The following is a 20,791-nucleotide window of genomic DNA, read 5'->3' on the forward strand; positions in this document are numbered from 1 at the left end:
TGCACTCCTCGCGCTCACCGGTCCACCTCGATCTCCAGGCCCGACGGCAGCTGCGCCACCTCGTCGTCGTACGCGCGCTCCTGCGCGCGGTCGACCTCCGCCTGCTCATACGCGGTGACCAGGTCCACGTACCCTCCGACGGTGGCCAGCAGCTCGGTGTGCGTGCCCCGGGCGACCACCCGGCCCTGCTCCACGTAGACGACCTCGTCGGCGAGGGCGATGGTCGCCCGGCGGTACGCCACCACCAGGATCGACGCGGCCGGCACTCCCGGCTCGCCCGCCGACGCCCGCAGACCGGCGAGGATGGCCGCCTCCACACGGGGATCCACGGCGCTCGTCGCGTCGTCGAGCACCAGCAGGCGTGGCCGCCCGGCCAGCGCGCGGGCCAGCGTGAGCCGCTGCCGCTGGCCGCCGGAGAGCGAGGTGCCCCGCTCGCCGACCATCGTGTCCAGGCCCTCCGGCAGCGCGGCGACGAACCCGTCCGCCTCGGCCAGGCGCAGCGCCGCCCAGACGTCCTCGTCGTCGATGCCCGCCCGGTCCAGGGCGACGTTGGCCCGCACGGTGTCGTCGAAGACGAACGGCACCTGCGCGACCAGCGCGACCGTGCCGGCCAGCGACGCGGCGGTCAGGTCGCGCACATTCACGCCGTCCAGCTCGACGACGCCGGAGTCCGGGTCGACCAGGCGTACGGCCAGCGAGGCGATGGTGGACTTGCCGGCGCCGGTCGGCCCGACCAGCGCGACCGTGCGGCCGGCCGGCACGGTGAAGCCGACCTCGCCGAGCACCTGCGCGCCGGGCTGGTGCGCCTCGGCCGGCGGGTAGGAGAAGTGCACGTCGGTGAACGTGAGCGTGGCCGGCCCCGGGGTGGCCGGGTCGAGCACGTGCTGCCCGTACGGCATCTCGCCGGTGGCGTCGAGCACCCGGCGCACCCGGTCCCAGCCGGCGACGCTGCGCGGCAGCTCGGCCAGCACCCAGCCGATGGCCCGCACCGGGAAGGCCAGCACGGTGAAGAGGAACGCGACGCTGACCAGCTCGGTGACGCTGATCGCGCCCTCGCGCAGGCGGAACGCCCCGACCACCAGCACCGCGAGGGTGCCGAGGCTGGGCAGCGTCTCCAGCAGCGGGTCGAAGACGCCCCGCAGCCGGCCGACCGCGATCAACGCGTCGCGCAGTTCGCCGGCGCGACCGGCGAACCGGGCCGTCTCCTGCGCCTCGCGGCCCATCGTCTTGACCACCAACGCGCCGTCGAAGCTCTCGTGCGCGATGCCACTGACCTCGGCGCGCAACCGCTGCGCCCGGGCCTGCCGGGGCGCCATCCGGCGCGAGTAGACCACGTTGAGCGCGAACAGCGCGGGAAAGACCGCGAGGCCGACCAGGGCGAGGGCCCAGTCGGTGGCGAACAGCGAGACGATCGCGCCGACCAGCATCACCAGCGTGCCCACCGCGAAGGGCAGCGGAGCGATCGGATACCAGGCCGCCTCCACGTCGGAGTTGGCGTTGGAGAGCAGCGTGCCGGTGGCGTTGCGGTGGTGCCACGACAGCGGCAGGTCCAGGTAGCGGCGGGTGACCCGGCGGCGGTAGGCGGCCTGGAGCCGGTACTGCATGTAGCCCGCGCCGAGCCGGCGGCCGAAGATGCCCACCACCCGCAGCACGCTGATCCCGAACAGGGCGACCGCCGCCAGCGCCAGGGTGCCGACGCCCACCTCGCCCCGCGCGATGGCCGGCACCACCACATCACCGACCACCGCGCCCACCACGTACGCGCTGACGATGACCATCGAGCCGAACAGCACACTGCCGATCACGGCAACCGCGAAGATCCGCGGCTGCTCCCGGATCGCCTGCCGCAGAACCCCCAGCCCCCTGCCGAGCACGTCCCGACTTGTCCTGCTCGCCACGCTCTCCCCCGCCGTAAGCCACAATTATCTCCCTCATCCTTACCGCTGCGAGCCGGCACCGCCGACCCGGACGGGATATGTCGACCGTCACGTACCGGACGTACGGGCTCTGGGTGCGGCCGGGCGTCCGCCGGCGCGCGGTGGCGCGTCCGCGGGCCTACGATCGGGCCATGTCGCGGTACGCCCGAGCCGAGCGCGAGGCGCTGGCCGATCTTTTCCTGGCCCTCGGGCCCGACGCGCCGACGATCAACGAGGGCTGGGCGACCCGTGACCTCGCCGCGCACCTGGTGTCGCGCGAGCGCCGTCCGGACGCGGCCGGCGGGATCCTGCTGGCGCCGCTGCGGGGGCACGCCGAGCGGGTCCGCCGACGGCTCGCCGCCGGGCCCTACCCTGAGCTGGTGGCGCAGGTGCGCCGGCCGCCGGTGTGGAGCCCGATCAGCAACCCGCTGACCGACGAGCTGGTCAACACGGTGGAGTTCTTCATCCACCACGAGGACGTGCGGCGGGCCGTCCCGGGGTGGCAGCCGCGCGAGCTGTCCCGCGGTTTGCAGGCCACCCTGTGGAAGCGGGTCGCCCCGCTCGCCCGGCTGACGCTGCGCCGCTTCCCGGCGGACCTCTACGTGCAGGCGCCCGGTCACGGCGAAATCTCCGTCGGCCGTGGTGGCGAGCGGCTGCGGCTGGTGGGCGCGCCGGCCGAGTTGGCTCTGTTCCTCTCCGGTCGGCAGCGGGTGGCCCGGGTTCAACTGGACGGTTCGGCGACGTCCGCGCGGCAGCTCCGCAACGCCAGCCTGGGCATGTGACTTTCTGCGCCTAATCGGTCACCTAGGCGCTGGACAACTGCCGCAGTCCTAGCGATGCGCGCCGATACCTCCTCCCGTACGCTTCACCGCGCCGTTCCGCGCCGGGGCGGCACTATGTGGGGGCACACGATGCGGAGCTTCGCGATCTCGGCGCTACGGGAACCCTCCTTCGCGGCGGGGCGCCACAAGTCCACGGATCGGGTGGCCAGCGAGAGCGTCGAGTGGGCGCGCGCTCTCGGTTTGGTCAATTCCGGTCATCAGGTTCATCGACTACAACTGGCGGACGCCGCCGGCCTGGCCGGCCGGGCCTGCCCGGAAGGGCCGGCGCAGGGGCTGCGGCTCCTCACCGACCTGATCTCCTGGCTCTTCGTCATGGACGACGCCTGCGACGAGGACGGCCTCGGGGCCGACCCGGGCCGGCTGGCGCCGGTCATCGCCGCGCTGCTCGACGTGCTGGACCGGTGCGGCGACCCGCTCGCGCCACTGCCGCCAAACGCCGGCCCGCTGGGTGCCGCGCTGCATGATCTGTGCCGCCGGACCCGGGCCGAGGGTCGGGCGCCGATGCTGCTGCGGTTCGTCAGCCAGGTGCGCCAGTATCTGCTGGCGCTGCTCTGGGAGGCCGCCAACCGGGAACGCCGGCGGGTGCCGGGGTTGACGGAGTACGTCCAACTGCGTCGGCACATCGGCGGCGTGCACCCCTGTCTCACCCTGACCGACCTGGCGTCGGAACAGCCACCCGGCCCGACCCGGCGTGCCGAACCGGCGCTGGCCGCCCTGGACCTGCTGGCGGTGGACCTGGTCTGCTGGTGCAACGACCTCTTCTCGTACGGCAAGGAGAGCCGGGCCGACCCGGACGCGCACAACCTGGTGACGGTCATCGCCCAGGAGGGCGGCCTGGCCGAGGCGGACGCGTTATGGGCGGCCGCCGACCGTTTCAACCGGGGGTTGGCGGCGTACCTGGCGGCGGAGGAGAGGCTGCTGGCCAGCGGTGTCGAGGCGTTGCGTTCGCCGCTGGCCGCGCGGCGCAACTGGGTCCAGGCGACCTACGACTGGTCACTCGTGGCTGCCCGCTACGCCTGATCCGGGGTGTGTCGGCCGGCGGGCCAGGGCAGCCAGCCGATCACCAGCACTAGCCGATGCCCGGTGCCAGGCAATACTCTTCGGTAACCACTATGACGTGACGACCGTCACGCCACCACCCCCGAAGGCGGCTACAGCGATGGCTCTCGATGTACCGTACCGTTCCATCCCGGACATGTTCCTCAAGCGTGTGGCGGCCACCCCCGACCGCCACGCGTTCGCGTCCCCGACCCCCGACGACTCGGGCCCCGACTGGCTGACCTGGGAGCAGGTCGGCCAACGCGCCAAGGCCGTCGCCGCCGGCCTGCACGCGCTCGGCGTCGGCCAGGAGAATCCCGTCGCTATCCTCGCCAACACCCGGCTCGACTGGGTGGTCGCCGACCTCGGCATCATGTGCGCCGGCGGGGCGACCACCACCGTCTACCCGACCACCGAGCCGGCGGACGCGACATTCATCATCGCTGACTCCGCCTCGCGGGTGCTCTTCGCGGAGAACCCGACGCAGGCCGCCAAGATCGCCGGAGCGGCCCTGCCGGCGCTGACCCACGTGGTGCTCTTCGACGGCACCCCGGACCCGAACGCCGCGGTTCCCCAGCTCACCCTGGCCGACCTGGAGGAGCAGGGCACCCGCGCGCTGGCCGCCGAGCCCGATCTGATCGACATGCTGGTGGCCGGCATCGGCCCGGATCACCTGGCCACGCTGATCTACACCTCCGGCACCACGGGCCAGCCCAAGGGTGTCGAGCTGCTGCACGGCGGCTGGTGCTGGGAGGCCGTGGCGCAGGCCGAGGTCGGGCTGCTGCGCGACGACGACCTGCAGTACCTGTGGCTGCCGCTGGCCCACTCGTTCGGCAAGACGTTGCTCTGCGGCGCGATCCACGTCGGTCTGCCCACCTACGTCGACGGGCGGGTGGACAAGCTGGTCGACCTGCTCGCGGTGATCCGGCCGACCCTGATGTGCGGCGCTCCCCGGGTCTTCGAGAAGGTCTACAACCGGGCGGTGACCACCGCGCAGGGCGCCGGCGGCGCGAAGGCGAAGATCTTCGCCTGGGGTGTCCAGGTCGGCAAGGAGAAGGTCGCTCTGGAGCAGGCCGGCAAGCCGGTGCCGGCCGGGTTGAAGCTGCGCTACGGGCTGGCCGAGAAGCTGGTGTTCAGCAAGCTCCAGGCCCGCCTGGGCGGCCGGATGCGGGTGCTGGTCTCCGGCGCCGCTCCGCTGAGCCCCGAGATCGCCACCTTCTTCGCCGCCGCCAACCTGCCGATCTCCGAGGGCTACGGCCTCACCGAGACCAGCGCCGGCAACTTCGTGAACCCGCCCTCCGGGCTGCGGATCGGCACTGTCGGGCAGGCGATGGGCGACCTGGAGTGCCGGATCGACACCGATGGCGAGATCCTGGTCCGTGGCCGGCCCGTGATGCGCGGCTACCACAACCTGCCGGAGGAGACCGCTGCCGCGTTCACCGAGGACGGCTTCTTCCGCACCGGTGACATCGGCAGCCTGGACGAGCAGGGCTACCTGCGGATCACCGACCGCAAGAAGGACCTGGTCAAGACCTCGGGCGGCAAGTACATCGCGCCGTCGCACATCGAGGGGATGTTCAAGGCGATCTGCCCGTACACCTCGCAGGCGGTCGTGGTCGGTCAGGCCCGCAACTTCTGCACGATGCTCGTCACGCTGGACCCGGACGCGATCCGGGGCTGGGTGGCCGGCGGCCCGCTGGAGGGCCGCGACTATGCCGAGATCGTCGCCTCGCCGGAGGCGCAGGCGATGGTCGAGGAGTACGTCGCCCAGCTCAACGCCAAGCTCAACCGCTGGGAGACGATCAAGAAGGTGGCGATCCTGCCGCGCGACCTGACGATCGAGGACGGCGAGATCACCCCGTCGTTGAAGATCAAGCGCCGTGGCGTGGAGAGCAACTTCGCCGCCGAGATCGACAAGATGTACGCGGGCACCCTCGCCGAGCTGTAGAAACGGTCCGCCGGTGGCCTCGCACCCGCTCGGGTGTGGGGCCACCGGCGCGTCGACCGGGGGGCCGGCCGGGCTCAGGCGATGACGGACGGCTCCCGCCATCGCTGCCGGCCGGTCCGGTCCAGGTCGTAGCGGACCGTGGCGATCCGCTCCACGGCCTCCACCAGGTCGGCGGCCGGCAGGGTGAACGGCAGCCGCAGGAAGCGTTCCAGGGTGCCGTCCAGACCGAACCGGGGGCCGGGCGCGAGCCGGACACCGACCTCCTCGGCGGCGCGGGCGAGCGCGCTGGAGACCGGGCCGTCCAGTTCGGCCCAGAGGGTCACGCCGCCGCGCGGCACGGTCACCCGCCAGTCCGGAAGTCGGTGCGCCAGCGCGGCCAGCAACGCGTCGCGCTGGGCGGTGAGCTGGGCCCGGCGGGCGGCGACGATGGCCGCCGCGTCGTTGAGCAGGTGCACCGCGACCAACTGGTCGAGCACCGGGCTGGACATGTCCACACCGACCCGGACGGCGGCCAGCCGCTGCACCTGCGGCGCGGAGGCGCGTACCCAGCCGATGCGCAGGCCACCCCAGTACGGCTTGCTCATTCCTCCGATGCTCACCACCCGGGAGTGCCGGTCGAACGTGGCCGTGGGCGGGGGCAGCTCGGTGTCGTCCAGCGGCAGGTCCACGAAGGACTCGTCGACGATCAGGTCGGTGCCGACGGCGTGGGCGGCGGCGACCACCTGCTCGCGCAACGCGGACGGCATCAGGTGCCCGGTCGGGTTCTGGAACTCCGGAATCAGGTACGCCAGCTTGGGCCGGGTCTGCCGCAGGCTGCCCAGCAGCAGGTCGGGTTCCCAGCCACCGGCGTCGGAGGACAGCCCGTGTGTCGTGATCCGGGCCCGCCGGCTGGCCAGCGCGGCGAGCGCGTTGGGGTAGGTCGGGGATTCGACGAGCACGCTCCCGCCGGGCGCCAGGGCGAGGCGCAGCACCAGGTCCAGGGCGTGCTGGGTGCCACTGGTGACCATGATCTGGTCGGCCGAGGTGGGCAACCCCCGCGCGGTGTAGCCGGCGGCCACCGCCGCGCGCAGCTCGCCGATCCCGGTCGGGTGGTAGCCGGCCCCGCCCAGGTAGCGGGGCAGATCCTCGGCGGCGGCCCGCGCGGCGGCGAGCAGCTGCGGCGGGGCCGCCAACGCGGCGACGCCGAGGTCGATCATCTCCCGGTCGTCCAGCGGGGTCCACAGCCCGGTGCTGGCGACCCGGTGGTTGCCGGGGAGCATCGTCCAGCTGCCGGCGCCCCGGCGGCTGGCCAGATGCCCGGTCTCGCGCAGCTCCCGGTACGCGGCGGTGACCGTGGTGCGGCTGATCCGCAGCGCCTCGGCCAGCTCGCGTTCCGCCGGGAGGCGCACGCCCAGCGGAAGCCGGGCGTCGGCGAGCAGGCCGCGCACCGCGCCGGCCAGGGCGGCGTAGTCGGGACTGCGACGACGGCCCGGCAGGGCGTGCCACTGCCCCAGCAACCGGGCCAATTGGACGCCTCGCACCTGAGCTGTCATGGCCACTCCTCGGATATTGGCCTCTTCCTCCGGGAGGATTGGCACCTAGGGTGGCATGCATGGCACTGATTGGCAATCTGCGGCAGCGGCCGGTGCGACGGCTCACCCAGCTCTACGCAGGGCTCGTCCTCTACGGGGTCAGCATGGCCCTGATGATCCGCTCCGACCTGGGCCTCGACCCGTGGGACGTCTTCCACCAGGGGTTGTCCGAGCGGACCGGGCTCTCCTTCGGCACGGTCACCATCGGCGTCGGCGCCCTGGTGCTGCTGCTGTGGATCCCGCTGCGCCAGCGGCCCGGCCTCGGCACGGTCAGCAACGTGGTGGTGATCGGCCTGGTGGTGGACGCCACCCTGGCCCTGCTGCCCACCGGCGGCCCCCTCGGCGCCCGCATCGCTCTGCTGATCACCGGGATCGTCGCCAACGGCGCGGCCACCGCGCTCTACCTCGGCGCCCAGTTGGGTCCGGGTCCACGCGACGGGCTGATGACCGGCTTCGTCGCCCGCCGACCCGGGCGCTCGATCCGCCTGGTGCGCACGGTCATCGAGGTCACCGTGCTCGCGCTGGGCTGGCTGCTCGGCGGCACGGTCGGCGTGGGCACCATCGCGTACGCGCTGGCCATCGGCCCACTGGCGCAGTTCTTCATCCCGCTCGTCGCGGTGCCCGCGCTGGACGCGACCGCCGGCGACCCGCCGGGCGCCACCGCGGGCGACCCGCCGGGCGCCGCTCCCGCCCCGGCCGCCTGAGCGCTCACCGACCGTCCACGGGCCGGCACGCACGATGGTCGAAACGGGCTCGTTGGAGGGTGGGTGTTCCCTTCCGCGGCGCTCGCCGTCATCATCTCTGCATGGGGGAGAACGGTTGGCGCTGGAGCGACGCCTGGATCTTCGTGTCGTTGGTGATCGCGAGCGGGGCCGGGCGGCACCGACGGTCCGCGACGAGTCGTCGGCCGGAGGGCGTACGCCTGACCGACGTGCTGTCCACCGCCGATCACCTCAACCAGGCGATTCCGCAGCGGCACGAGGTGGAGGCCGCGGTGCAGCGGCTGGTCGGCGCGGGTCTGGTCACCGTCGCCGACGGCTGGTTCCGCATCACCACGGAGGGTGAGCAGCTCTGGCGCACCCGGCCGCGCGCCGGGGTAGCGACGATGGTGGACACCGTGCAGGGCGTGCTGAGCCGCCGGCACGCGCCCGGCCGCGCCGACTGGGTCCTGGACGAGGCCGAGCACGCGGCGGCCGTGCAGGAGTACGCGGTCCGGTCGATCCCCACCCCCCGCCGGTCACCCGAGGGCCACTCCGGCGGCCACTGACACCCATTGCAGATCTTGGACAGTTTCCGTTACCTGCTAACGGAAACTGTCCAAGATTGCCAAGCGGGCGAAACGTCGCGCCGATGGACCCGGGCCGGGGGTCAGCGACGCCGGACCGGCGCAGCGGGCAACGGCAGGACGAGCAGGTGCATGGGTGTGCCGTCGGGCATCGCCGATCCGCCGACCTGCTGCCAACCCGCGCGCTGGTAGATGGCACGGGCGGGTGCGGCCGGGTTGGACGCCAGGGTCGCCCACCGTTCGGGCCGCCCGTCGAGGAGCCGGCGGATGAGCTCCGCACCGATGCCCGCACCGCGCCGGTCGGGATGCACGACCCACTCCATCACCGCGAACTTGTCGGCGGTCCGGAGGTCGGCGAAAGGCTTGGTGTCGGCGCGCATCCACCAACGGCCGGCGGGCATCGTCCACCCGTACGCCGCACCCACCAGCACACCCACCTCCTCGGCGACCACGAGGGTGAATCCTGGGCGTCGCGACTCGTCGGGCAACCCGTCGGCGAACGCGGCAACCTGCTCCGGCCCCTCGGCGTAGGGCGGCTCGGCGTAGACGACCGCGTACAGGCGGGCCAGCGCCGGAAACACGGCCGCGGCCGACTCGGCGGTGTGCACGGTGTACGTCACCGGCATAGCGGATGAGCCTAGGCCCGAACCCGGTCGGCGAGATCGGCGAACGCGGGCCGCGACCGCTCCACTGTGGGTACGGCAGCCGTGACCTGGGCGGCCACCGACCGCAGCATGTGGTTGTGCAGCTCGACCGGCAGCGCGTCGAGGGTGTCGGCGGCGTACCGCAACCCGTCGGGAACATGCCCGCCCCGGATCAGCCGGGCAGCCTGATGCAGTTGCACCTGCGCACGTAACCGCGCCTGCGACGCCGGGTACAGGTCGAGGGCCCGCTCCTGCGCGGCCTCCGCGTCGACCAGACGGCCACCGTGCGTGTACACCCACGATTCGGTGTGGTGAAGCCGATGCTCCGGCCACCCCCACAACGACTCCACGTCGTCCACGATCGCGGCTGGTAGCTGCTGGGCAAGGTCGGCGAGTTGCCGCACCGTCGCCACCGCCTCCGCATGCCGCCCGGCCAACGACAGGGCTTGGGACCGGCCGGCGAGCAACCCGCACGCCGCCGACGTAGCCCGCCGCCCCAGTAGAGGCAGTGCCTCGTCCGACAGGGCGACGACCGCCGACGGTTGGCGTCCGTCGTAGCAGCCGTTCACCACATTCCACGCCCGCACCAACACCCGGGTGTCGGTGTCCCCGGATTCGTCGGCAACCCGATGGGCGGTCCGCCACCAGCGGCGACCTAGCACGGTCTGCCCCGACGCGACAAGGCTCAACGCGACGATGACGGACAGGCGGGAGGCAGCTCGCAGAAGACCAGGCCGGCGCGTACCAGTGTCGGCGGCGAGTTGGTGTTGCAGCACGGTCAGGTCGGCACCCAGTTGGGCCATCAGCGCGGGACGGGCCTGCCGGTAGTAGCTGTGGCCGTAGTCGGCCACGATCTGCTCCCACTCGTCGTGGTCGGGCGTCACCGCGTCGCCGAGGCCGTGGCGGAGGGCTTCCAACCCGGCCAGGGGCGCGACGGCGGGGGCGGCAGCCAAGGCGGTCATGGCGCGCAGCATGGTGCGTCTGTGCATGTCGGTGGCGCCGGCACGGCCGGTCCGGTACGCCTCGACGAGCGCGCCGTCAGCGCCCAAGGCCCGATCGCAGGCCGTGGCCAGCGCATCGGTGGCACGGCGTCCACCACGCTCCACCTGGGCGATGTGGCTGTACTGGAAGTGGATGAGCGAACCGAGCTGCCGCAGGGACAGCCCGGCGCTCTCGCGATGCCGTCTGAGTAGCTGCCCGAAGGTGTCCATTCCCGACCCCCAGCGTGTGCAGGAGCGTGTGCACACCGCTCACGCCTGCCGTAGGCCCAGCTTATCGGCCACGCTCGACGTGTCAGCCCATCTGGCACAGCAGCTTCCGGCGGGATCGACGGGAACTGTGGCTGCCGTTCCCGGTGATGTCCACCCTTTGCCCTCGGAGCCGAGCATGACCGACAGCCTTCAGGTGCCTGCGGGCACCCTGCTGCACCTGCTGGCGTGGGAGATCAGCCCGAACCCGACCAACCGCGACGAACTGGTGTGGACGGTGGTCGTGGACCAGCAGCCGGTCGGCGGACTGGTGCGGATGCGGGGGCACACGTGTGCTGGCCCCGTACCGGACTGCGCCGGCGGGTGGTGCTTCGAGGCGCAGGTGTCGGTCGCTGCGATCCGCGCGAACCTGGATGGAGCCCGGTGAGTGCGCCAAGCCCGGAGCAACTGGCCAGATGGTGGCGGGTTCTGGCCGAGCATGAGCAGCGACACGGGCGATGCCCGATCTGCGGCACCCGCGCCCGGTGCTGGGTATGGGCGGGAGCGTTCGCGAATCTGATCGCGCACGACGCGTACCACCTGGGCGCGGCGCGGACGACGGCCCGGCGTGGCTAGCGCACGGGGTGACCGCTGCGGCGCAGGGCGTCCTTGACCTCGCCCACCGTCAGCTCGCCGAAGTGGAAGACGCTGGCGGCGAGGACCGCGTCGGCGCCGGCCCCGATCGCCGGCGGGAAGTGCGCCACCTCGCCGGCCCCACCGCTGGCCACGACCGGCACGTCCACCACGGCCCGCACCGCGCCGATCAGCTCCAGGTCGAAGCCCGCCTTGGTGCCGTCGGCGTCCATCGAGTTGAGCAGGATCTCCCCCGCGCCCAGCTCGGCCACCTGCCGCGCCCAGCGCACCGCGTCGAGGCCGGTGCCGCGCCGGCCACCGTGGGTGGTGACCTCGAACCCGCTGGGCGTCACCCCGGCCGGGGCACGGCGTACGTCGAGGGAGAGCACGAGCACCTGCCGGCCGAACCGGTCGGCGATCTCGGCGATCAGCTCCGGCCGCGCGATGGCGGCGGTGTTCACACCGACCTTGTCCGCGCCCGCGCGCAGCAGCGTGTCGACGTCGCCGACCTGCCGGACCCCACCCCCGACCGTCAGCGGGATGAAGACCGACTCGGCGGTGCGGCGCACCACGTCGAGCATGGTGCCCCGGTCGTTGGAGGACGCGGTGACGTCGAGGAAGGTCAGCTCGTCGGCGCCGGCCCGGTCGTACGCGGCGGCCAGCTCCACCGGGTCGCCGGCGTCCCGCAGGTCGAGGAAGTTGACCCCCTTGACCACGCGCCCGGCGTCCACGTCGAGACAGGGGATCACGCGCACCGCCACCGTCATGCCGCCAGCCTATCCTCCGCGCATGGCACGACGGCCGACCCGACCGGGCCGACCGCCGTGCGCCACGTGCGGGTGCTCACACCCGGACGAGCATCTTGCCCAGGTTCTCGCCGCGCAGCAGGCCGAGGAACGCCGCCGGGGCGTTCTCGATGCCGTCGACGACCGTCTCGTCGTAGGAGAGTTTGCCCTCGCGCAGCCAGCCCGCGACGTCGCGGACGAACGCGTCCCGCAGGTGGTTGTGGTCGCGGACCAGGAAGCCGCGCAGCGTCAGCCGCTTGCCGATGACCAGCGACAGGTTCCGGGGCGCGGCGGGCGGCTCGGTGTCGTTGTACTGGGCGATCATGCCGCAGATGGCGGCCCGGCCGTGCAGGTTCATGGCCGAGATCGCCGCCTCCAGGTGGTCCCCGCCGACGTTGTCGAAGTAGACGTCGACGCCGTCCGGGGCGGCCGCCCGCAGCGATTCGCGGACCGGCCCGTCGTGGTAGTCGAACGCGGCGTCGAAGCCCAGCGCCCGCAGCCGCTCGACCTTGGCGGCCGAGCCGGCGCTGCCGATGACCCGGCCGGCGCCCTTGAGCTTGGCGATCTGGCCCACCAGGCTGCCGACCGAGCCGGCCGCGGCCGAGACGAAGACCGTCTCGCCGGGCTTCATCGCGGCGACCTCCAGCAGACCGGCGTACGCGGTCAGGCCGGTCATCCCGAGCACGCTGAGGTACGCGCTGGCCGGGGCGACGCTCGGGTCGACCCTGCGCGCGGCGGTGGCGTCGAGCAGCGCGTACTCCCGCCAGCCCAGCCCGTGCAGCACGGTGTCGCCGACCGCGATGTCGGCCGACTCGCTGGCCACCACCTCGCCGATCGCGGCCCCGTCGAGCGGGGCGTCGAGGGCGAACGGCGGCACGTACGACTTGACGTCGTTCATCCGTCCCCGCATGTACGGGTCGACGGACATGAACTGGTTGCGGACCACGATCTGGCCCGGTCCGGGCCTCGGGACGTCGGTCTCGACGAGCCGGAAGGTGTCCTCGGTGGGCCAGCCCTCAGGGCGGCTGGCCAGGTGGATCTCACGGTTGCTGGTCATCGGGTGGTCGTCCTCTCGTCCGCGGGTGGGGTCCGGGTCCGCGACATCAGGCGGCCAGGGTCTCGCGGACAGTCAACGCGACCTCGATGTTGCCACGGGTCGCGTTGGAGTACGGGCAGACCTGGTGGGCCTGCTCGACGAGCTGCTCGGCGGCGTCGCGGGCGACGGCGGGCAGGTCGACGACGAGCCGCACGGTGAGCCCGAAGCCACCGCTGCCGTTCGGGCCGATGCCGACCTCGGCGGCGACCACGGAGCCGGTCACGTCGGCCTTGGCGCGGCGGGCCACCACGCGCAGGGCGCTGTGGAAGCAGGCCGCGTAGCCGGCGGCGAAGAGCTGCTCGGGGTTGGCGGCGCCACCCGCGCCACCCATCTCCTTCGGCACCGCCAGGTCGAACGCGAGGGTGCCGTCGGAGGTCTCGACGTGGCCGTCCCGGCCATCGCCGGTGGCGGTCGCGGACGCGGTGTAGAGAACCTGCATGAGAGTCACTGCTCCTTCTGTCGGTGGATGGTGTCGGTGACCCGGGTGAGGGTGTCGCGCAGCGCGACAAGCTCGGCGATGCCCAGCCCGGTGGCCTGCGCGATCCGCAGCGGGACGTCGCAGAGCTGCTCCCGCAGCGCCCGGCCCTGCTCGGTGAGGCCCACCTCGACCCGCCGCTCGTCGCGCGCCGACCGCCGCCGCACCACCAGGCCCGCCCCCTCCAGCCGCTTGAGCAGCGGGGAGAGCGTGCCGGAGTCCAGCCGCAGCTCGGCGCCCAGCTCGGACACCGTCGGCGCGTCGTCGGGGCGTTCCCAGAGCACCAGCAGCACCAGGTACTGCGGATAGGTCAGCCCGAACTCGTCGAGGATCGGCCGGTACACGTCGGTGAGGGCGCGCGACGCGGCGTAGAGCGCGAAGCACACCTGCCGGCGCAGCACCAGATCATCGGTCACCCGTGAACCGTAGCCCGCAATTAAGTTGTGCACAACCTATCGGGCCGGAGCGCGGCCGTGACGAGGGCCACCGGCACCTCAGCGGTCGCCGACGTACGCCTCCAACTCCACCTCGACCAGATGCTCCGGGTCGAGCAGACCCGCCACCACCACCAGCGTCGCCACCGGGCGGACCGCCCCGAAGACCGCATTGTGCGCCCGGCCCACCTCGTCGGCGTGCAGCCGGTCGGTCACGTACATCCGGGTCCGGACGACGTCACCCGGCTGCACGCCCACCTCGGCGAGCGCCGCCAACCCGATCCGCAACGCCTGCGCCGTCTGCGCGGCGGCGTCCCCGACGTGCGCCACCCGACCGTCGACCGTGGCCGTACAGCCAGCCGTCCAGGCCAGGTCACCGGCCCGGACCACCCGGGAGTAGCCGTAGCTCTGCTCCCACGGCCCTCCCGAGCCCAGCCGGGTGACCGTCACGCCTCGGCCAACGTGCGCAGCGCCTCGGCCACCGTGAACGCGCCCGCGTACAGCGCCTTGCCGGCGATCACGCCCTCCACGCCCAGCGGCTCCAGCGTGGCCAGCGCCCGCAGGTCGTCCAGGGTGGACACGCCACCCGAGGCGATCACCGGCCGGTCGGTACGCGCGCACACCTCGCGCAGCAGATCCAGGTTCGGGCCGCGCATGGTGCCGTCCTTGGTGATGTCGGTGACCACGTACCGCGTGGCGCCCGCCTTGTCCAGGCGCTCCAGCACCTCGTACAGGTCACCGCCGTCACGGGTCCAACCCCGCGCGGACAGGGTCTGACCGCGTACGTCCAGCCCGATGGCGACCCGGTCGCCGTACTCCCCGACGACCCGGTCGCACCACACCGGGTCCTCCAGCGCGGCGGTGCCGATGTTCACCCGGCTCGCCCCGGTGCCCAGCGCCGCGCGCAGCGACTCGTCGTCACGGATGCCGCCGGACAACTCCACCTGCACGTCCAACTGCCGCACCACCTCGGCGAGCAGGTGCGCGTTGGTGCCCCGGCCGAACGCCGCGTCCAGGTCGACCAGGTGGATCCACTCCGCGCCGTCGCGCTGCCACGCCAGCGCCGCGTCCAACGGGTCGCCGTAGACGCTCTCGCTGCCGGCGGCGCCCTGCACGAGCCGGACAGCCCGGCCGTCGGCGACATCCACGGCGGGTAACAGGGTGAGACTCAACGTCTTCTCCTCGATCAGGTACGACGGTCCAGAGCGATCACCACGATCGCCGGGAGTACGAGCAGCAACAGCACGATCAGCGCGACACGCAACGCCAGATCGTCGACGAACGTCCAGATCAGAATCATCGCCGCCCCGGTGAGCAGCACGATCGCCGCCCGCTCACCCCGCGTGTGCCGAGCCAGCCGGCCCGTGCGGCCCCGGCGCAACTGCGGCGTCAACCGTCGGACGACCGCGCGGCGGCGCTGCCGACGCGCCACCCGGCGCTGCCGGGCCGCCCGCTCCCGCGCCAGGTCAGCCTCACGTTCGGCCCGCCGACGAGCCCGCTCCCGGCTCACCGCGACGCCCGCCCGCCGGACGCCGGGCGGTGCCGGCGCTCAGTCACCGGCGGGCAGGGTGGCGAGCCAGTTGCGCAGCAACGCGGCACCGGTGTCGGCGGACTTCTCCGGGTGGAACTGCGCCGCCGACAGCGGCCCACGCTCCACCGCGGCCACGAAGTCGGTGTCGTGGTGGGCCGTGGTCACCACGGCCCCCGCGGCCGCCAACGCCGCCGGGTCACCCATCGCGTACGAGTGCACGAAGTAGAACCGGCTCTGCGTCGGCAACCCGGCGAACAGCACCGACCCGCGGGGCGCGCGAACCGTGTTCCAGCCCATGTGCGGCAGGCGGTGCGCGGCCAACCGGGTCACCCCGCCGGGCAGCAGCCCGAGGCCCTTGGTCACCACCCCGTGCTCCTCGCCGTGCTCGAAGAGCACCTGCATGCCCACGCAGATGCCGAGCACCGGCCGGCCCGCGGCCACCCGCTCCGCGATCACCGGCCCGGCGCCGAGCGCCTCGATACCCGCCATGCACGCCGCGTAGGCGCCCACACCCGGCACCACCAGACCGTCCGCGGCGGCCGCCGCGGCGAGGTCGTCGGTCACCCGGACGGACGCGCCCGCCGCGGCCAGCGCCCGCTCCGCCGAGCGCAGGTTGCCCGAGCCGTAGTCGAGCACCACCACGTCGGCGGTCACGACCCCGACTCCGGGATCAGCCGGAGCACCCCGGCGGCCGTGGCGAGCAGCGCGAGCAGCGCGGTGATCACCACGGCGCCCCTCGGCGCGCCCTGCCGGTGCAGCGACCACGCGCCGCCCACCAGCACCCCGGCCAGGATCAGCAGCAACGTCGGCAACGCGGCACCCATTAGAGCGCCCCCTTCGTGCTCGGGATCGCGCCGGCCGCCCGCGGGTCGATAGCGGTGGCCTCGCGCAGCGCCCGGGAGACCGCCTTGAACTGGGCCTCCACCACGTGGTGCGCGTCCGGGTGCCCACCCGGACGGGCTGCCCGCAGCACGTCGACGTGCAGGGTCATCCGGGCCGCCTGGCCGAACGACTCCCAGATGTGCCGGGTCATGCTGGTCGGATACACCGGCCCGATGTACGGGGCCAGCACCGGCTCGTCGTGCACCACGTACGGGCGGCCGGACAGGTCCACCGCGGCCCGGACCAGCACCTCGTCCATCGGGACGGTCGCCGAGCCGTACCGCCGGATGCCGGCCTTGTCGCCCAGCGCCTGGTCGAACGCGGCGCCCAGCGCGAGCGCGGTGTCCTCCATCGTGTGGTGGGCGTCGATCTCCAGGTCGCCCACGGTGCGCACGGTCAGGTCGTAGCCGCCGTGGCGGGCGATCTGGTTCAGCATGTGGTCGTAGAAGCCCACGCCGGTGCTGATCTCGGCGGCGCCGGTGCCGTCGAGGTCGATCTCGACGAGGACCTTGGTCTCCTTGGTGATCCGCTCCACCCGGGCGGTCCGGCTCATTGCTGAATCTCCATTGCAGCTAGGAAGGCGTCGGTCTCGGCGGGGGTGCCGGCGGTCACCCGCAGCCAGCCGGGCAGGCCGACGTCGCGGACCAGCACACCCTGCGCCAGCAGGGCCTGCCAGGCGGCGGCCTGGTCGCCGCCGGACTCGAACAGCACGAAGTTGGCGTCGCTGTCGGCCACCCGCAGGCCGCGTTCGCGCAGCGTCGCGACGATCCGGTCCCGCTGGGCCATGATCGCGCTCACCGTACCCAGCAGGGCGTCGCGGTGGGCCAACGCCGCGCGGGCGGCGGCCTGGGTCAGCGCGGACAGGTGGTACGGCAGACGGACCAGCTGCACCGCCCGCACCACCGCCGGGTCGGCGGCCAGGTAGCCCAGCCGGCCACCGGCGAAGCCGAACGCCTTGCTCATCGTGCGGGTGACCACGAGCCGCGGGTGGCCGGGCAGCACCGCGAGGGCGCTGACCGTGCCCGGCCGGGCGAACTCGGCGTACGCCTCGTCGACGACCACCATGCCGGGCGCGACGTCGAGCACCGCGGCGACCACCGCCGGGTCCAGCGCGGTGCCGGTGGGGTTGTTCGGCGAGCAGAGGAAGACCACGTCGGGCCGGTGCTCGCGGACCTGGGCCACCGCCTCGTCGGCCGTCAGCCCGAAGTCGACGCCGCGCTCGGCGGGCACCCACCGGGTGCCGGTGCCGAGGGCCAGCAGCGGGTGCATCGAGTACGCCGGCACGAAACCCATCGCGGTGCGCCCCGGCCCACCGAACGCCTGCAACAACTGCTGCTGGATCTCGTTCGAGCCGTTGGCCGCCCAGACGTGCTCGACGGTCAGGCCGTGCCCGAGATATTCGGCCAGGTCGGCGCGCAGCGCCACCGCGTCCCGGTCCGGATAGCGGTTCAGGTCGCGCAACTCGGCCGCGAGCGCCTTGCCGATCGCGTCGACGACCGGCTCCGGCACCGGGTAGGAGTTCTCGTTGGTGTTGAGCCGCACCGCCACGTCGAGCTGCGGCGCCCCGTACGGCGACAGCCCGCGCAGGTCGTCGCGGATCGGCAGATCATCGAGCGAGGTCACGCCACCCCTCCCGGGAAGCGCGCCTGCACGGCCTGGCCGTGCGCCGGCAGGTCCTCCACGTTCGCCAGGGTGACCACGTGTGGGGCCACCTCGCGCAGCGCGGCCTCGGTGTACTCGATCAGGTGCACGCCGCGCAGGAACGACTGCACCGACAGCCCGGACGAGTGCCGGGCGCAGCCGCCGGTGGGCAGCACGTGGTTGGAGCCGGCGCAGTAGTCGCCGAGCGACACCGGCGACCAGGCGCCCACGAAGATCGCTCCGGCGTTGCGCACCCGCAGCGCCCACTCCCGGGCGTCGACCGTCTGGATCTCCAGGTGCTCGGCCGCGTACGCGTCGACCACCCGCAGCCCCGCCTCAAGGTCGTCGACCAGGACCACGCCGCTCTGCTCGCCGGTCAGCGCCGTGGTCACCCGCTCGGCGTGCTTGGTGGCGGGCACCTGCCGGGCCAGCTCCCGCTCGACCGCCTCGACGAGCGCCACCGACGGGGTGACCAGCACGCTCGCCGCGAGCGGGTCGTGCTCGGCCTGACTGATCAGGTCGGCGGCGACGTGCGCCGGGTCGGCGCTGTCGTCGGCCAGGATCGCGATCTCGGTCGGGCCGGCCTCGGCGTCGATGCCGACGACACCCCGCAGCAGCCGCTTGGCGGCGGTCACCCAGATGTTGCCCGGGCCGGTGACCAGGTCGACCGGCTCGCACCGCAGCGCGCCCGCCGGGTCGACGGCGGACCCGTACGCCAGCATCGCCACCGCCTGGGCGCCGCCCACGGCGTAGACCTCGTCGACGCCGAGCAGCGCGCACGCGGCAAGCACCCGGGGGTCGGGCAGGCCGCCGTTGTCCTTCTGCGGCGGGCTGACCACCACCAGGGAGCGCACTCCGGCCGCCTGGGCCGGCACCACGTTCATCACCACTGTCGACGGGTACATCGCCAGGCCGCCGGGGACGTAGAGGCCCACCCGGTCGACCGGCAGCCACCGCTCGGTGACCGTGCCGCCGGGCACCACCCGGGTCGTGTGGTCGGTGCGCCGCTGGTCGTCGTGCACCCTGCGGGCCCGGGCGATCGACTCCAGCAGCGCGGCACGCACGGCCGGGTCGAGCACACCCTCGGCCTCGGCGATCGCCTCCACCGGCACCCGCAGCACCTCCGGTGAGATGCCGTCGAACCGCTCACTGGCCTCCCGGATCGCCGGGTACCCATGCTTTCGTACCGCCTCGACGAGCGGCTTGATCCGCTCGACGGCCACCGACACGTCGAGCTGGGCACGGGGCAGCAGGCGGCGCGGGTCCACGAGACCGTCGCGCAGGTCGATCCGATTCAGCACCCTTGCGAGTCTAGGCGGCCCGCCCGGAGCTCACCCCAGTCGCCCGCTCGGCGGGACGGTGAGCCGGGCCACGCCGCCGCGGACGCGATTGGTTAGGCTCGACCACGTGACCGCACGGCTGCCGGTGTTCCCGCTCGCAACGGTGCTCTTTCCCGGGTTGGTGCTGCCGCTGCACATCTTCGAGGAGCGCTACCGGGCCCTGGTCCGGCACCTTGTCGACCTGCCCGAGGGCGCGTCCCGCGAGTTCGGGGTGGTGGCCATCCAGGCCGGCTGGGAGGTCGCGCCCGCCGGGCCCGGCACCCGCGCGAGCACCGGTGTCGGCGACGTCACCCTGCACGAGGTGGGCTGCACCGCCGAGCTGCGCCAGGTCACCGAGCTGGCCGACGGCGGCTTCGACATCGTCACGGTCGGCCGCCGTCGCTTCCGGATCGCCGACGTCGACGACACGTCCGCGCCCTACCTGACGGCTGCCGTGGAATGGCTGCCCGAGGCCACCGGGCCGGACGAGGTGGCCGACCTGCTGGCCGCCCGGGTGATCGCCGTGTTCCGGCAGTACCTGGGGCTGATCCGCCCCGACCCGGAGGAGATCTCCGAGCAGCTGCCGGAGGATCCGACGGTGCTCTCCCACCTGGTGGCGGCCACCGCCGCGCTGACCGTCGACGACCGGCAACGGCTGCTCGCGATCGACGACACCGCCGCCCGGCTCCGCGCCGAGCTGCGACTGCTCAACCGCGAGGCGGCTCTGCTGCGCCAGGTGCGGGCGGTTCCGGTGCCGCTGTCGGAGCTGGCGTCCCCGCCGACACCCAACTGAGGGCCGCCGGGTCCGGCTCCGGCCGCAGGCCCGGCCAGCGCGACCAACCGGCCAGCAGGGTGTACGTGACGGCGGCGCCGAACGCGGGCAGCAGCAAATTGCCGTGCGGCACCGGCAACACGCCGAAGAGCCAGTCGATTCCGCCGGCGCGCAGGTCGGCGGGTTTGGTGAACGCCTGCCCGGCCGGGGCGGTGTCCAGCAGCCGGTCGAAGGTCGCCAGCCCGACCCGACGCCCCACCTGCCAGGCCACCGGGGCGGCGGCCAGCGTGCCCAGCACCACGCCGAGCAGCCCGACCGGGCCGCGCTGCCGGCGCAGCAGGAACCACAGGGCCAGCGCCGCGAGCACCCCGAAGGCCAGCCCGAGCAGGCTGAACCAGCCGTCCGCGGCGATCGGCTGCTCCGGCTGGGGCTCGGCGTAGATCGCGCCCTCGGCGGTCTTGAGCACCGGGGTGTCCGGCGCGAGCACGGCCCAGAGCAGCCCGAGCCCCCCGCCCAGCACGGCCAGGGCGAGCACGACGCCGAGCACCGTCGCCACCGTCCGCAGCGGCCGGCGCGGCTCGTCGAGGGTCAGCTCCAGCTCGCTCCGGTACGCCGTCGAGGCGGGACCCTCCCCGGGGCCGAACCCGGGCGGCGGCGCGGCTGGTGGCGGCACGGCCGACTCGCTTCCCGTGGGCGCCGCACCCGACGGTGGGGGTGCGGCGGGCCGGTCGGCGTCGTCGACGTGCCGCTCAGGGTCGGGGTTGTCCGGGCTCACCCGATGATCCTCTCAGG

24 protein-coding genes are annotated in these 20,791 nt (G+C 73.4%); 7 read left to right on the forward strand and 17 right to left on the reverse strand.

The window, feature by feature from the left end; genetic code table 11:
• Nucleotides 1-14: 14 nt before the first annotated feature.
• Nucleotides 15-1,898, reverse strand: coding sequence for an ABC transporter ATP-binding protein (locus ACFYPH_RS07455; protein WP_355067209.1), 1,884 nt, complete (start codon nt 1,896-1,898; stop codon nt 15-17).
• A gap of 170 nt (nt 1,899-2,068) precedes the next feature.
• On the opposite strand from ACFYPH_RS07455, the gene ACFYPH_RS07460 reads away from it, so the two are divergent.
• From ACFYPH_RS07460 to ACFYPH_RS07470, 3 genes are all read left to right on the forward strand, one after another.
• Complete coding sequence (locus tag ACFYPH_RS07460) at nt 2,069-2,698, forward strand: TIGR03085 family metal-binding protein (protein WP_387179980.1); 630 nt, start codon at nt 2,069-2,071, stop codon at nt 2,696-2,698.
• A gap of 129 nt (nt 2,699-2,827) precedes the next feature.
• Nucleotides 2,828-3,778 (forward strand): terpene synthase, encoded by a 951-nt coding sequence (locus ACFYPH_RS07465; protein WP_355067211.1) that lies wholly within the window; start codon nt 2,828-2,830, stop codon nt 3,776-3,778.
• Nucleotides 3,779-3,917: 139 nt separating this feature from the next.
• Nucleotides 3,918-5,744: a long-chain fatty acid--CoA ligase gene (locus ACFYPH_RS07470; RefSeq protein WP_354856165.1), complete on the forward strand. Its 1,827-nt coding sequence runs from the start codon at nt 3,918-3,920 to the stop codon at nt 5,742-5,744.
• A 74-nt stretch (nt 5,745-5,818) separates the two neighbouring features.
• Here the strand turns inward: ACFYPH_RS07470 and ACFYPH_RS07475 are convergent, their stop codons facing one another.
• Nucleotides 5,819-7,276: a PLP-dependent aminotransferase family protein gene (locus tag ACFYPH_RS07475; RefSeq protein ID WP_354856164.1), complete on the reverse strand. Its 1,458-nt coding sequence runs from the start codon at nt 7,274-7,276 to the stop codon at nt 5,819-5,821.
• A 59-nt stretch (nt 7,277-7,335) separates the two neighbouring features.
• Between ACFYPH_RS07475 and ACFYPH_RS07480 the strand changes: the two genes are divergently transcribed.
• Nucleotides 7,336-8,019: a hypothetical protein gene (locus tag ACFYPH_RS07480; RefSeq protein ID WP_354856163.1), complete on the forward strand. Its 684-nt coding sequence runs from the start codon at nt 7,336-7,338 to the stop codon at nt 8,017-8,019.
• Between the two features lie 101 nt (nt 8,020-8,120).
• Nucleotides 8,121-8,582 (forward strand): hypothetical protein, encoded by a 462-nt coding sequence (locus ACFYPH_RS07485; protein ID WP_387179984.1) that lies wholly within the window; start codon nt 8,121-8,123, stop codon nt 8,580-8,582.
• A 101-nt stretch (nt 8,583-8,683) separates the two neighbouring features.
• Here ACFYPH_RS07485 and ACFYPH_RS07490 read toward each other — a convergent pair whose 3' ends face one another.
• Complete coding sequence (locus ACFYPH_RS07490) at nt 8,684-9,226, reverse strand: GNAT family N-acetyltransferase (protein WP_354856161.1); 543 nt, start codon at nt 9,224-9,226, stop codon at nt 8,684-8,686.
• Nucleotides 9,227-9,237: 11 nt separating this feature from the next.
• A complete protein-coding gene (locus ACFYPH_RS07495) occupies nt 9,238-10,455 on the reverse strand; it encodes a multiprotein-bridging factor 1 family protein (protein WP_387179987.1) in 1,218 nt (405 codons plus the stop codon).
• Nucleotides 10,456-10,630: 175 nt separating this feature from the next.
• Between ACFYPH_RS07495 and ACFYPH_RS07500 the strand changes: the two genes are divergently transcribed.
• Nucleotides 10,631-10,879, forward strand: coding sequence for a hypothetical protein (locus ACFYPH_RS07500; RefSeq protein WP_387179989.1), 249 nt, complete (start codon nt 10,631-10,633; stop codon nt 10,877-10,879).
• A 184-nt stretch (nt 10,880-11,063) separates the two neighbouring features.
• On the opposite strand, the gene hisF is transcribed toward ACFYPH_RS07500, so the two are convergent.
• The 12 genes from hisF to hisD form a co-directional block, all read right to left on the reverse strand.
• Nucleotides 11,064-11,831 carry an imidazole glycerol phosphate synthase subunit HisF gene (gene hisF, locus ACFYPH_RS07505; protein WP_354856158.1) on the reverse strand — a complete coding sequence of 256 codons (768 nt, stop codon included), beginning with the start codon at nt 11,829-11,831 and terminating at the stop codon, nt 11,064-11,066.
• A 76-nt stretch (nt 11,832-11,907) separates the two neighbouring features.
• Nucleotides 11,908-12,906, reverse strand: a complete 999-nt coding sequence (locus tag ACFYPH_RS07510) for an NADP-dependent oxidoreductase (protein WP_354856157.1) — start codon at nt 12,904-12,906, stop codon at nt 11,908-11,910.
• Nucleotides 12,907-12,952: 46 nt separating this feature from the next.
• A complete protein-coding gene (locus tag ACFYPH_RS07515) occupies nt 12,953-13,384 on the reverse strand; it encodes an organic hydroperoxide resistance protein (protein ID WP_355134855.1) in 432 nt (143 codons plus the stop codon).
• Nucleotides 13,385-13,389: 5 nt separating this feature from the next.
• Complete coding sequence (locus ACFYPH_RS07520; RefSeq protein WP_355067215.1) at nt 13,390-13,836, reverse strand: MarR family transcriptional regulator; 447 nt, start codon at nt 13,834-13,836, stop codon at nt 13,390-13,392.
• 78 nt (nt 13,837-13,914) lie between these two features.
• Nucleotides 13,915-14,304, reverse strand: coding sequence for a RidA family protein (locus ACFYPH_RS07525; RefSeq protein WP_354856154.1), 390 nt, complete (start codon nt 14,302-14,304; stop codon nt 13,915-13,917).
• Nucleotides 14,301-15,026, reverse strand: coding sequence for a bifunctional 1-(5-phosphoribosyl)-5-((5-phosphoribosylamino)methylideneamino)imidazole-4-carboxamide isomerase/phosphoribosylanthranilate isomerase PriA (gene priA, locus ACFYPH_RS07530; RefSeq protein ID WP_234588027.1), 726 nt, complete (start codon nt 15,024-15,026; stop codon nt 14,301-14,303). Before priA ends, ACFYPH_RS07525 begins: the two co-directional genes overlap by 4 nt.
• A gap of 14 nt (nt 15,027-15,040) precedes the next feature.
• Nucleotides 15,041-15,364 (reverse strand): hypothetical protein, encoded by a 324-nt coding sequence (locus tag ACFYPH_RS07535; RefSeq protein ID WP_354856152.1) that lies wholly within the window; start codon nt 15,362-15,364, stop codon nt 15,041-15,043.
• A 39-nt stretch (nt 15,365-15,403) separates the two neighbouring features.
• Nucleotides 15,404-16,039, reverse strand: coding sequence for an imidazole glycerol phosphate synthase subunit HisH (gene hisH, locus ACFYPH_RS07540; RefSeq protein WP_354856151.1), 636 nt, complete (start codon nt 16,037-16,039; stop codon nt 15,404-15,406).
• Entirely contained in the window at nt 16,036-16,209 is a 174-nt protein-coding gene (locus ACFYPH_RS07545) for a hypothetical protein (RefSeq protein ID WP_354856150.1), read from the reverse strand. The genes hisH and ACFYPH_RS07545 overlap by 4 nt, the downstream gene beginning before the upstream one ends.
• On the reverse strand, nt 16,209-16,820 hold the full coding sequence (hisB, locus tag ACFYPH_RS07550) for an imidazoleglycerol-phosphate dehydratase HisB (RefSeq protein WP_355067217.1): 612 nt from the start codon (nt 16,818-16,820) through the stop codon (nt 16,209-16,211). Before hisB ends, ACFYPH_RS07545 begins: the two co-directional genes overlap by 1 nt.
• Nucleotides 16,817-17,890: a histidinol-phosphate transaminase gene (locus ACFYPH_RS07555; RefSeq protein ID WP_355067218.1), complete on the reverse strand. Its 1,074-nt coding sequence runs from the start codon at nt 17,888-17,890 to the stop codon at nt 16,817-16,819. Before ACFYPH_RS07555 ends, hisB begins: the two co-directional genes overlap by 4 nt.
• Entirely contained in the window at nt 17,887-19,209 is a 1,323-nt protein-coding gene (gene hisD, locus ACFYPH_RS07560; protein ID WP_387179997.1) for a histidinol dehydrogenase, read from the reverse strand. The genes ACFYPH_RS07555 and hisD overlap by 4 nt, the downstream gene beginning before the upstream one ends.
• A gap of 106 nt (nt 19,210-19,315) precedes the next feature.
• Here hisD and ACFYPH_RS07565 point away from each other — a divergent pair, with 106 nt between their 5' ends.
• A complete protein-coding gene (locus tag ACFYPH_RS07565) occupies nt 19,316-20,020 on the forward strand; it encodes an LON peptidase substrate-binding domain-containing protein (RefSeq protein WP_354856147.1) in 705 nt (234 codons plus the stop codon).
• On the opposite strand, the gene ACFYPH_RS07570 is transcribed toward ACFYPH_RS07565, so the two are convergent.
• Complete coding sequence (locus ACFYPH_RS07570) at nt 19,935-20,774, reverse strand: DUF2567 domain-containing protein (RefSeq protein ID WP_355067220.1); 840 nt, start codon at nt 20,772-20,774, stop codon at nt 19,935-19,937. The genes ACFYPH_RS07565 and ACFYPH_RS07570 overlap by 86 nt on opposite strands.
• Nucleotides 20,775-20,791 lie beyond the last annotated feature (17 nt).

Source organism: Micromonospora sp. NPDC005252, assembly GCF_042872475.1.
GTDB lineage: Bacteria > Actinomycetota > Actinomycetes > Mycobacteriales > Micromonosporaceae > Micromonospora.